This is a genomic window from Methylobacterium sp. Leaf85, assembly GCF_001422125.1.
Lineage (GTDB): Bacteria > Pseudomonadota > Alphaproteobacteria > Rhizobiales > Beijerinckiaceae > Methylobacterium > Methylobacterium bullatum.
In genome coordinates this window covers 20,388-30,540 of sequence record NZ_LMME01000018.1, presented here as the reverse complement: position 1 = coordinate 30,540, position 10,153 = coordinate 20,388, and the positions used below count along the sequence as shown (strand labels likewise).

The 10,153-nt window shown below is 63.3% G+C and carries 15 protein-coding genes, 1 pseudogene and 1 other annotated feature; of the genes and pseudogenes, 6 read left to right on the top strand and 10 right to left on the bottom strand.

The window, feature by feature from the left end; translation table 11 throughout:
* The first annotated feature begins 217 nt into the window (after window positions 1-217).
* Complete coding sequence (locus tag ASF08_RS24790; protein WP_156629566.1) at window positions 218-766, top strand: DUF5625 family protein; 549 nt, start codon at window positions 218-220, stop codon at window positions 764-766.
* 569 nt (window positions 767-1,335) lie between these two features.
* Here the strand turns inward: ASF08_RS24790 and ASF08_RS11905 are convergent.
* The 6 genes from ASF08_RS11905 to ASF08_RS26020 are packed head-to-tail and all read right to left on the bottom strand — an operon-like array spanning window position 1,336 to window position 2,720.
* Window positions 1,336-1,527 carry a hypothetical protein gene (locus ASF08_RS11905; protein WP_056145466.1) on the bottom strand — a complete coding sequence of 64 codons (192 nt, stop codon included), beginning with the start codon at window positions 1,525-1,527 and terminating at the stop codon, window positions 1,336-1,338.
* The gene (locus ASF08_RS25330) at window positions 1,524-1,691 is read right to left on the bottom strand and encodes a hypothetical protein (protein WP_200931851.1); all 168 of its coding nucleotides are present in this window, start codon (window positions 1,689-1,691) and stop codon (window positions 1,524-1,526) included. The genes ASF08_RS11905 and ASF08_RS25330 overlap by 4 nt, the downstream gene beginning before the upstream one ends.
* On the bottom strand, window positions 1,681-1,866 hold the full coding sequence (locus tag ASF08_RS11900) for a hypothetical protein (protein WP_056145463.1): 186 nt from the start codon (window positions 1,864-1,866) through the stop codon (window positions 1,681-1,683). Before ASF08_RS11900 ends, ASF08_RS25330 begins: the two co-directional genes overlap by 11 nt.
* Complete coding sequence (locus tag ASF08_RS11895) at window positions 1,863-2,303, bottom strand: hypothetical protein (RefSeq protein ID WP_056145460.1); 441 nt, start codon at window positions 2,301-2,303, stop codon at window positions 1,863-1,865. Before ASF08_RS11895 ends, ASF08_RS11900 begins: the two co-directional genes overlap by 4 nt.
* A 1-nt stretch (window position 2,304) precedes the next feature.
* A complete protein-coding gene (locus ASF08_RS11890; RefSeq protein WP_056145457.1) occupies window positions 2,305-2,595 on the bottom strand; it encodes a hypothetical protein in 291 nt (96 codons plus the stop codon).
* Window positions 2,595-2,720, bottom strand: a complete 126-nt coding sequence (locus tag ASF08_RS26020) for a hypothetical protein (protein ID WP_274534491.1) — start codon at window positions 2,718-2,720, stop codon at window positions 2,595-2,597. Before ASF08_RS26020 ends, ASF08_RS11890 begins: the two co-directional genes overlap by 1 nt.
* Window positions 2,721-2,839: 119 nt before the next feature.
* Here ASF08_RS26020 and ASF08_RS11885 point away from each other — a divergent pair, with 119 nt between their 5' ends.
* The 3 genes from ASF08_RS11885 (at window position 2,840) to ASF08_RS24780 (ending at window position 4,148) form a co-directional block, all read left to right on the top strand.
* Window positions 2,840-3,025, top strand: coding sequence for a hypothetical protein (locus ASF08_RS11885; protein WP_156629565.1), 186 nt, complete (start codon window positions 2,840-2,842; stop codon window positions 3,023-3,025).
* 58 nt (window positions 3,026-3,083) lie between these two features.
* Complete coding sequence (locus ASF08_RS24785; RefSeq protein WP_156629564.1) at window positions 3,084-3,614, top strand: hypothetical protein; 531 nt, start codon at window positions 3,084-3,086, stop codon at window positions 3,612-3,614.
* Between the two features lie 93 nt (window positions 3,615-3,707).
* A complete protein-coding gene (locus ASF08_RS24780; protein ID WP_162238953.1) occupies window positions 3,708-4,148 on the top strand; it encodes a hypothetical protein in 441 nt (146 codons plus the stop codon).
* Window positions 4,149-4,169: 21 nt separating this feature from the next.
* Here the strand turns inward: ASF08_RS24780 and ASF08_RS11880 are convergent, their stop codons facing one another.
* The 4 genes and pseudogenes from ASF08_RS11880 to ASF08_RS11865 form a co-directional block, all read right to left on the bottom strand.
* Entirely contained in the window at window positions 4,170-4,526 is a 357-nt protein-coding gene (locus ASF08_RS11880) for a hypothetical protein (protein ID WP_056145450.1), read from the bottom strand.
* Entirely contained in the window at window positions 4,519-4,722 is a 204-nt protein-coding gene (locus tag ASF08_RS11875) for a hypothetical protein (protein ID WP_056145448.1), read from the bottom strand. The genes ASF08_RS11880 and ASF08_RS11875 overlap by 8 nt, the downstream gene beginning before the upstream one ends.
* An 86-nt stretch (window positions 4,723-4,808) precedes the next feature.
* Window positions 4,809-5,033, bottom strand: a complete 225-nt coding sequence (locus ASF08_RS11870; protein WP_056145445.1) for a hypothetical protein — start codon at window positions 5,031-5,033, stop codon at window positions 4,809-4,811.
* Window positions 5,034-5,295: 262 nt separating this feature from the next.
* A pseudogene (locus tag ASF08_RS11865) lies at window positions 5,296-6,524 on the bottom strand (IS3 family transposase).
* Window positions 6,127-6,243, bottom strand: a sequence feature (AL1L pseudoknot). Its footprint overlaps the pseudogene before it by 117 nt.
* Before the next feature lie 559 nt (window positions 6,525-7,083).
* Here ASF08_RS11865 and ASF08_RS11855 point away from each other — a divergent pair.
* Window positions 7,084-8,625, top strand: a complete 1,542-nt coding sequence (locus ASF08_RS11855) for a hypothetical protein (protein ID WP_200931850.1) — start codon at window positions 7,084-7,086, stop codon at window positions 8,623-8,625.
* A gap of 672 nt (window positions 8,626-9,297) precedes the next feature.
* Window positions 9,298-10,152: a hypothetical protein gene (locus ASF08_RS11850; protein WP_156629562.1), complete on the top strand. Its 855-nt coding sequence runs from the start codon at window positions 9,298-9,300 to the stop codon at window positions 10,150-10,152.
* Window position 10,153: the final 1 nt, after the last annotated feature.

Below are 10,153 nucleotides of genomic sequence, written 5' to 3'. Positions count from 1 at the left end.
CCCCGGTATCGCCTCCTTCCGAGCAGTTGCCTGATTGGACTCTATGACCGAGTTGGGTGGAAAGTAGTCATTGCCAACTGGACGATTTTGCTATCGCATCTACTCTCGTTACTCGTTGGAACGCACTCTCGTGACGCCTAGCGCATTGAACGCAGATGGCTGACCACAGCCCGGCTACAGCCAATTTTTTTAATGGCCTAATATGGTGATCTTGAATATGAAGCGCCGAACGTTGCCAATATACATCGTCTTGTTGGGAGCTTTGGCATGTGCGAACGCACCGACGAACGCGGCTGAATTTGATAGTAAGGAAGTACCGTTCCAGGCGGGGATCAAATCATCTCAAGCTGAATTTATACTCGACGTATGGAACAAAGCGCGCCATTCATTTTATATCAATTTGTATTTTAATGCAGGCAGTCGTGATGATCCCGATCGAAATAAAGATCGGGATCGAGTAAGAAAAATAGCCGGCCACGGTGGATACAACATCATAACAAAACGCCGAATTGATAACGGTTTGACGATTCCCGTACGCTTGACGATAGTTCGGCTTAACGGGAAAGATGATGAATTAATTCTCGACAAAGTCTATGATGATCCTATAGGTGATGGATTTACTGAGAGATATTACGCAAAACTAATCGTGCGATACAGTCTTGAGCCTGGGATATATAAAGCTCGCATCGAAGCGCTGAAAGATTTGCCGTCGCTGCAGACCGTTCCGGTACAGTTTGATGTACATGTTGCGTATGATCGCTCCTGAGTACACCCTGTTCCAAAGAATTGGGGCTAATAGGTTCAATGCGGATAAGAGCCAAGAGCATCAGCAAGATCGGGCTCATTCTCGTTGCAGCCTACGCAGCACTTTCGCTCGTCTCGTGGTTCTACGCTGCCTTACTACAAGGAGACGATGAGGCAACATTTTTTGTGGAAGCGATTCCTATCGTCCCGGCCCTTGCTATCATTAAGGCAGCAAGGTTTGCGCCCACCATAAACCAACTGCCCAATAATCTTGTAACTCCAATGCTTTACATCGGAACCATGATAGTGATTTACAGCTTTGGTTGGCTTGTTGGTCGGATCGGCCATTTGGTTTTCTTGCGCAATCGCCGGGCACATTGAGCCTTGGTTTTGCGATCAGCGAAGTATCACCGTTTGAGACCTTAATGACTGCAATGGGTCGGAGGCGGAACGTCCGCTTCAGGGCGAGAGGTCCGAGGGAGGTTGCCACTTATCCCAGCCGTAGGACGGAGTGGTTGGCCAGGGTGATGTCCGCCTTTGCGGCCATGCAGTTGCACCCTGAAGCCCAGCATCCCCCGCGGGGAGCGACCGTCACCAGCCCCCCCCCGCGGGCTCCTCGGTGACCAAGTCCGGGAATAGTGCGGCGACGGCAAGGACGGCGAACACCGCAAGCATGGCCTCGCCGGCGGGGACCCCGGGGGCCGCCATCGCGGCACGGGCGGCACGGAGGGCGTCGAGGGCGAACAGGCGGGCGTCCGCCGTGGCCTGGTCCTGCGCACTCACGAGGAGGCCTCCGCGGCGTTGAGAGCGGTGAGCGCCCGTTCGAGGGCGGCCGCGAGATCGTCCGGCAGGGGCCGGTCGTCCGGTAGCTCCAGGTACCACCGGCGCTGGGACACGAGGCGATTCGCTGCCTCGATGACGGCGCGGGTGGCGATCTCAATGGCCATGCCGACCTCCCCTGCGCAGCGCGGCCGCGGCCCGGATGGCCAGCGTGATGTCCGCCTTTGCGGCCGCGGCCGGCACCGGGGCGCCATGGAGCGCGGCCATGACGTCCGCATTCACGGACGGCGCCGGCGCCGCGGCGACGCAGTAGAGCGCGAGGAGGCCGGCCGCCGGGGTCATGCCGCGGGCCTCATGTCCTCGTCGTCGGACGGGTTGAGGTCGAGCCAGAGGCGGAGGGGGGAGACGTCCCCCGTGTCGACCGCCCGTTGCATTGCGCGGCGCATCGAGAGGCACATGCGCACCATGGCCCGGACCTCGCGGCGCAGGCCCGCCATCTCAGCCCGGAGCCCGCCGTTCTCCTCGCGGAGAGACCGCATTTGGGTCGAGGCCTCGTCGAGGGAGGCGGTCAGGGTGACGACCTTGGCTTGTTCCCGGTCGAGTAGCTCCCCGAGCTCCTTGCGCAGGGCGTCGGACGCGACCCGGATGGCCTCCGCATCTGAGATCTCGCGGAAGCCCTTCCTGATCCAGGGGAAGGCGAACACTACGCCAACGATTAGCATCGCGATGATGCCGATGGGCTTGGCGTCACCCATCAGGGTGGTGAGGATGGCGTCCACGTCAGTGTCTCCCGTACTCGCGCTGGACGTCGGACGCCCAGGCGAGGAGCCGCTCGCCGCACGCCGTCTTGGCGCGGTCCGTGAGCTTGGCGTTTGCGATGATCCGGACGACGTCGGCACGGGACAGGGCCCGATCCGGAATCTCCGGGAATGCCTGCGCAAAGCAGGCGGCTAGGTCGGCAGGGACCGGCGGCAGGGCCGGCCGGGTCGAGAGGTCGAGGGCGGCATTGTCGGGGCAGCCCCCCAGCATGAGGCCGAGGGCGGCGACGGCGGGGACGAGGGCGAGGCGCATCACAGGTCCCTCAGGCGGCGCGCGTCGTCGGCCGTGGCGCAGGGCGTGTCCGCCTTTGCGGTCAGGGAGGACTCCAGATCGCGCAGGCGATTCGTCGAGGCCTCCGCGGCGTCCTCGGCCGCCATTGCCCGGTAGTGTCTCAGTTTGAAATTTGATCCCGAACAGTTGAGCATCGCGTTCGAGTTCCAGTCACTCGCGCAGCCTCTGCGGCTGGCGTATGCTTAGCGCTAAGCAGGAGGGTTTGATGATCATTCAAGATGATGCAGACATGGCGACGGTGGTAAGCGAAACGGTGGCGGCTCTTAACGAGAGCGCCAAGCACGTTGGCAAGGCCGACCGAACGATCACGGGAGCCCAAATCAAAGATATACAAGACGCCATCGCGGTGTTGCAGAACGTGCTTCGCTTCAAAGGCGGAAGCTCGCTCTGATGCCCACCGGACCAAAAGGCCAAATCGGATTATCGCAGCTATCCGGGATCAAGCGTAAATGTCGTTCTTCGATACTTACGGTCCATATGAAATTAATCATGAGAATAGGGATTGTCATGTATCACAGCTGAGTTTTTGGAGAGATATTGGTAGTGTTTATGAGGGCTTGTCGGGTGCGATAGGTTGCTATGTGTTTGGTATAAGATATGGGCATAAAATACGGCCTTGGTACGTTGGAATGACTGTTGCAAAAGATGGATTCAAGGGCGAGATTTTTCAAAAGCACAAAACAGACATCTATACCGAGTGCATGGGAAAGCAGAGGGGGGCGCCGGTTATGTTTCTGCTCCCCCTCATACAAGACAACACAGGAAAATATAGTCAGGCCAGATCATCTAAAAAGAAAGACATTGCTTGGCTAGAAATCACTCTTATGGGATTTGCCTTCCGGCAAAACCCAGAAATAAGCAATGTTCGCGATATGAACTTTTTGAGAAATATTGAAGTTTTGGGGCTGCTTGGCACAAGGCGTGGGCGCCCGTTTCGGGAAGCACAGGAAATACGTCGAACCTTGCTCGGTGCCCGATAGCCATGAAACGGCTTCGGATCGTGCTCGTGAAGGCATCCGCGCCGACCGGCGAAAAGCGTGGTCCGTATAGAAACAATCAGTTGCGAGTCTGTGATGCCTGCAAAAATATATACGCTCGACGATCTCAAGAAAATGACGATCGACCATCGACGTAATTTATATGAGAACGCGCGGAATAATCCGAGCGGAAGCTACATTAAAGAATTGATTGATAGCAACGGGCTCGCATTGAGCACAGGCGGGGTGTCGATGGATGACCCCTTGTACTTGAATATTGTAGAGATTGCTTGGTCAAAGGAAGGAAAGGAGGCCGCTACAATGGCAGCGGATGCAGGGATTCCTGCGGTGGCTGCCATCGACCGAATGGTGCAGGCTAAGTACGGTGATGCCTACAAAAGCCGGCACAACGCTGCCGTCGCAGCTGGGACGATTGTTGGAGAGGTTATGAAACACCTTGGCTATCGCATTGCGATGCGCAAAGCCTGCCCACCCGACTGCGTCGCGAAATCCGGCGCTACGTGGAAAAAGCTCTGACGCAATTTTCAAACTGAGACACTACCCATTGCCCGGCGTGCGTCCGCGGCGGCGATGGAGGCGGCTGACCAGCACGTCACCGAGGGACGGCTTGTCCGCCTTGGTGCCCCAGGTCGCCCAATTCCGGGCCCAGAGGGGGCCCTTCACCGGCTCGAACCCGGCCCGTTTGACGACCATGGCGACGAACAGGCCGCACCACGGGATGGAGTCTGCCTTGTACTCGCCGGCGAGGCCGGTCTCCTTGGCCCATGCCAGGATGACGGGGTTGCTGGCGGCGCCGGAGGTCTCCTTGGTCCCGTACAGGGCGAGGGCCTCGATCAGGACGCGGGGGCCGGTCTCCTTCGAGAGCCAGGCGTAGGCGGAAGGAAGGTTAGGCACCGGCGGCCTCCTCGATTGCGAGAGCCGCGTCGAGGGCGGTCAGGCGGGTGTCGTCATGGCCAGCCAGCCCGCAGCGCAGGCAGACCAGGGTGCGTCCCTCGGAGCCCGGGAGCTCGACGAGGTGACCGCAGGCGACCGGATCCCCGCAGGGGTCGGCGAGCGGCCGTTCGGGGAATGGGATGATTTGGGCGGACACGGGGCCTCGGGGGCATGGCCGCCGGTGACGGCCTCAGTGTCCTAAGGGGACCGGCTCGCCCGTGGCCCGTGCAAGGCCACGCACCCTCAGGCGGCGCGCCCCATGGCCATGAGGTGCCGGGCGGGACGGACACGCGGCGGAGGCGTCAGGACCGTCACCACGACGCCGTCGGCCACCCGCACGCGCATGCCCTCATCCGCCACGAGGACGGTGCCGGTGACCTGCTGGGACGCCAGAACGATCCCCCCGATGGCCGCCAGGCGCGCCTGTACGCCGGGGACGTCCACGCCCTGCGCCAGGAGCGCGCCCACGGCCTGGCGGTCGGTCAGGCCGGCAGGGACGGTACGGTGCAGGACGCGCTAGGCGAAGCGCCTGACGGCATGGTCGGTGACGCGGGCGCGGTGAGACGAGACGTGTGACACGGGAGCTCTCCTGAGGGGTCAGGAGCTCAGCAAAGCCGCGTCGGACCGGCGTCACCAGGGCATGGGGACAGGTCGTTCCCCCGGGCGTGGGAACCGGGCTCAAAGAACGCCATGAACCGCACCGCGTTTCCTGGAGGCCATTTGCTTTGGGTCAAGCGGCCAAGGCGTGCACCTTGGTGTGGGCATAGTAGCGCGCTTCGGCCTCGGCGGGAGGGATATTCCCGATGGGTTCAAGCAGGCGGCGGGTGTTGAACCAGTCGACCCATTCGAGGGTGGCGAACTCGACCGCCTCGAAGGAGCGCCACGGGCCACGGCGATGGATCACCTCGACCTTGAAGAGGCCGTTGATCGTCTCGGCCAGAGCATTGTCGTAGCTGTCACCGACGCTGCCGACGGACGGCTCGACACCGGCCTCGGCGAGCCGCTCCGTGTAGCGGATCGACAGGTATTGCGAGCCCCTGTCGCTATGATGCACGAGGCCGCCACCCCGGACCGGACGACGCTCGTGCAAGGCCTGCTCCAAGGCATCCAGCACGAAGCTGGCATGAGCGGTTTGGGACACACGCCAGCCGACGATGCGACGGGCGAAGACGTCGATCACGAAGGCCACATAGACGAAGCCGCCCCAGGTCGCGACGTAGGTGAAGTCCGAGACCCACAGGGCGTTCGGGTGCGGTGCCTTGAACTGGCGGTTGACGTGATCGAGTGGGCATAAAGCTGCCGGATCGGGTCTCGTCGTCCGAACCGTCTTGCCCCGCACGACGCCCCTCAGTCCCATCGTCCGCATCAGCCGCGCGATGGTGCAACGGGCCACCACGATCCCTTCCCGGCCGAGCTGTCGCCAGACCTTGCGCACGCCATAGACGCAGAAGTTCGCCTCGAACACGCGCCGGATCTCGATCATCAGCACGGCGTCGCTCCTGGCCCGTGCCGGTAGCTTGCCGGGGTCGGCGCGCCGCGCGGCATGCGCGTAGTACGTCGACGGGGCGATCGGCAGCACCTTGCAGATCGGCTCGACCCCGTAGGCATCGCGGTGCGCGTCGATGAACGCTTTCATCGTTTGAATGGGCGGTCGAGCTCCGCCATCGCAAAATATGCCGACGCCTTCCGAAGGATCTCGTTGGCCTGCCTGAGCTCGCGGTTCTCACGCTCCAGCGCCTTGATCCGCTCGCGCTCCTCCGTCGGCGGCCCAGCACGTTGACCTCGGTCACGCTCGGACTACCGGACCCAGTTGCGCAGCGTCTCGCCCGAGCAGCCGATCTTGGTGGCGATCGACCGGATCGCCGCCCATTGCGAGCCATGATACCTCTGATGGTCGAAAACCATCCGCACGGCACGTTCGCGGACTTCGGGAGGATACGGTGGGGTTCGCTTCGTCATGGCTCCATCCTCTCAAGAATTGGAGCCTCCAGGAAACCCGGGGCGGTTCACCATGGGCGATTCGTGCCGACCATGGGCCCTCGATGGGGAGCGATGGGCCTTCCATGGGGGCGGGCAAGGACTGACGGGACAAACCACAAATAAATTCACATGCCCCGTGAAGGCCCCTGAATGACCGCCAGGGCAGTCCAGCCTGTCCAGGGTCACAGAGTGAAGGTCGCCCGAAACCCATGGGCTTCTCATGGGAGAAAATGGGCTTCCGATGGGGACGACATGGGCTGAGGTAGGGGCATGGGTCTGTTAAGCTCAGCCGTTAAGGCTATGCCCCTGAGAAGGCTGGCGAAATTCGAACGACGCGCGCACGTTTGAGGGGTTCCAGGCCGCAGAGGTGCCGGCATGGGACGTCCATCCCTCCCATGCGACGAGATCCATGCCCCCCTCAGATCTGCGCCCGGACAGGGTGCTCCACTGTCACTGGCGTGCCCGTGAGCCCGCCCTAGCAGCCTGCGGCCTGCCTCTCACAGGCCGCTCTTCCTATCGCAATGCCCTTGGGATCCTCGTGGCGACCGGGGGCCTCGCGGCAGAGACGAGCCAGCCATTCGTCTCGTTCTCACGGTCCAGGAACTGGTACGCGAACCGCGAAGCCAATGGGGACCTGACGTACGACAACGTCATCCACGCCATGAAGACCGGCGTCGATGCCGGCCTGTTCGAGGAGGACCGCGCCCGCCAGGGTGCCCACCTCGACGAGGTCCCCAGGCAGTCCAGATTCCGCGCCACGCCTCTCCTCATCGAGCGGCTCGGCGACGCCCGGTTCGAGCACCTGCGCCCCGCATCCTCGATCATCATGCGGGACGAGGCAGGCGTGACCGTCGCCATCCCGGACACCGAGCGGGCGCAGCGGATCCGCAAGGAAGCCGACGGCCTGAACGAGTGGCTGAGTGGCATGCGTGTCGAGGTCTCCCCCGACGCCTCGCCCGAGGATTGGCAGAGGTCGCGCCATCACCTGAGGGCACGGAAGGTCAAGGACGGGGTGGAGACGTGGGCCTGCGCCCTTCCGACACCCAGCCCGGAGATCGTCCGCATTTTCGGACGTGGGAGATTCGACTGTCACGGGCGCCTGTACGGTTGGTGGCAGTCCCTGCCCAAGGATCGCAGGGCCGAGCTCCTCATCAACGGCGAGCTCACTGTCGAGCCCGACTTCGCCATGCTCCACCCGACGCTCCTGTACGCGATGGTTGGCGCGACCATGCCCCGGGACGTCTACGACACGGGTGAGCACGAGCGGGACCACGGCAAGCTGGCCCTCAATATCGGCATAAACGCGAAGGGCGGGCTCAAGGGCGCCGTCGATGCCCTCATGTGGCGGGACGGGTGGACGGGTACGCGGACCTACACGCAGGGGCTCGTAGACGCCATTGCGGAACTGAACGCGCCCATCGCCGGGTTCCTTGGGAGCGACGCCGGCGTGCGCCTGATGGGCATCGACAGCGCCATGGCCGTTGAGGTCATGAAGAGGTGCCGGAAGGCCGACATCGCCTGCCTGCCAGTGCACGATTCCTTCCGTGTGGCAGCGAAATCGGGGAACCAGGTGACGGCGATTATGGCCGACGTTCTCGACGCCACGTTCACCAGGATTTCGTCAGGAACTTCAACGACTAAGCGTCAAATCATACTACAAGTGCCCCGCGCCGGGGCCGCCGCCCTGGCGGCGTCTCCTCCCGTCCCTGCCCCCGTGGGCGCCCCTGCTCCCTCCGCCGCCTCTCCCGCCCCTCGTTCCCTGCCTTGGGATCCCGCACTAAGGCTTGATGCGATGATCGCGTATCAAATCGGGTGCGCGAGGGCCGAGATGGCTCAGGACCGTCGCCAGGGCCTTTATACGTCGTGGACCGAGCTTGAGGCCGCCGCTCGCCGTATCGCCAAATCTGTGTGCGCGGACGAGAACGCGACTGGCATACGCGCATTTCCGATCCGCATCGTCCCGGACCGTCTTGGGGATACCAAGAAGGCGTCCCCAAAATTGGGGCGTAGCCGGAAGGTGAACCTCTCCCAGGGCAAGGGCCGGAGGCCTCGGGTCACCCCCACCGAGGCCAGGGCGTAGCCTCCAGGACGCCCTATTCCGGGACAGGGCCGTAGGCATCAAGAAGGCCTATTTTCCTTGCCCGGACCGGAGGTTAGGACGCTTCTGCCCTTGTGGAAGTCGGGCGAATTGGCTACCTTGATGAGGCTCTCGCATGGGCACGGCGATGCACCTCATCTCCCCGAACCCCGTCCCGGTCTCCGGTGGCGGGGTTCCTCGTTTCAGGGTCAGGGCCGTAGGCACCGGGAAGCCCCCTGGATGGTCAGGGCGTAGCCTCGGGAGAGCCCGCGCAGCCATCGGGCCGTAGGCTACCGGGAGAGCCTCCCTGCCTTCCCCAGGGCCGTAGGCGTGACCTTCATCGGGCCACGCCATGCCGGGTACGAAACGCCCATGGCAGCCCCTCCCACCTACGCCCGTTTCGTGCAGGACCTCACGCGAGCCATACGCTCATGGGAGGAGCAGTACGTCTCCGAGACAAGCTATCGGAAGTTCGAGCGGGCGGCCGCGTGGACTGTCGACGAGTCCGCAAAAGCGGTCAAAGTCCATATGAGAGACGCGACCGATGACGTCTTCAAGGACGCCACCCCGTGGATGCTCCAGGCGTGGCAATACCGTCGGAGCCTGGGGAAGGGGCGGTCCCTGAGGGACGGGGTCGAGGCGGAGGCGTACGTAGCGGACCCCCAGAGCGTGGTCATGAAGTACGCGATGGGCGACAGCCGGAACACGAGGCTCCCCGGCGACGTGGGACTGGCCCAGGACCGCATCCTCGTCTCTCACTGGAAGAACCTGGCCCTGACGCAGGGCATCAAGCCCAACCGCTCGCATGACCTTCCCGGGGCGACCATGGCCAGGCTCGCCCGCAATGCGGAAGGGCAGTACGCGAAGCGGGCCGTGGCAGGGCGCTGGGGGGTCTACCGGGGTGAGGTGAAGGTGGGTGGCAGCCGCCTCATGGGGTACATCGCCAGGCCGCCTAGGGTGCGCGCACAGGCCGACGAGTACGGCAACGCGAAGACTCGCTTCATCAACGGCCGGGGCAAGGTCAAGGCGCTGCCCAAGGTGGTCAACCTGGGTCGCCCGCGCATCCTGATGGTCGAGATCCCCCGCGCGGAGTACCGGCCCGTTATGCAGCGCCCGTTCGAGGACGCCGTGTCTCAGGCCCAGAGGGGGGTCGAGGGGCCCATGGCCGACAAGTTCATCGCAGGCGCCCTGTTCGAGCGGGCCGAGACCGCGGACGCCTTTCCCCTTGGCGGCCGCGTCTACCGGGCGACCGTAAATGCGGACGTTCCGGGCGTCCTCGACGGCGTCGTATCCGGCGCCGCCAGCCTGTTCATGCTGGACGTCCCAGCCGGGCGCACCCTGTACGTCGGCCATGCCGCCCAGGTCGGGGCCCTCCAGGGCGACGCCGCCCGCGCGGTCATGTTCCCGTTCCGCGCCGGGACGTGGACGGTGGCCCTGACGGACGAGGGCCAGGCCCTCCTCCGCCTCCTCGCAGATTCCGATTTCGAGATGCCCATACTCGCCGCCGCGACCATCGACGGGACCGCCTGAC

Excerpts from the sequence above, each read along its gene's own strand:
- ASF08_RS24790 (WP_156629566.1), top strand. The coding sequence starts at position 218 with ATGAAGCGCCGAACGTTGCCAATATACATCGTCTTGTTGGGAGCTTTG.
- ASF08_RS25330 (WP_200931851.1), bottom strand. The coding sequence starts at position 1,691 with ATGGCCATTGAGATCGCCACCCGCGCCGTCATCGAGGCAGCGAATCGC.
- ASF08_RS11900 (WP_056145463.1), bottom strand. The coding sequence starts at position 1,866 with ATGACCCCGGCGGCCGGCCTCCTCGCGCTCTACTGCGTCGCCGCGGCG.
- ASF08_RS11890 (WP_056145457.1), bottom strand. The coding sequence starts at position 2,595 with ATGCGCCTCGCCCTCGTCCCCGCCGTCGCCGCCCTCGGCCTCATGCTG.
- ASF08_RS26020 (WP_274534491.1), bottom strand. The coding sequence starts at position 2,720 with ATGGCGGCCGAGGACGCCGCGGAGGCCTCGACGAATCGCCTGCGCGAT.
- ASF08_RS11885 (WP_156629565.1), top strand. The coding sequence starts at position 2,840 with ATGATCATTCAAGATGATGCAGACATGGCGACGGTGGTAAGCGAAACG.
- ASF08_RS24785 (WP_156629564.1), top strand. The coding sequence starts at position 3,084 with ATGTCGTTCTTCGATACTTACGGTCCATATGAAATTAATCATGAGAAT.
- ASF08_RS24780 (WP_162238953.1), top strand. The coding sequence starts at position 3,708 with ATGCCTGCAAAAATATATACGCTCGACGATCTCAAGAAAATGACGATC.
- ASF08_RS11850 (WP_156629562.1), top strand. The coding sequence starts at position 9,298 with ATGAAGTACGCGATGGGCGACAGCCGGAACACGAGGCTCCCCGGCGAC.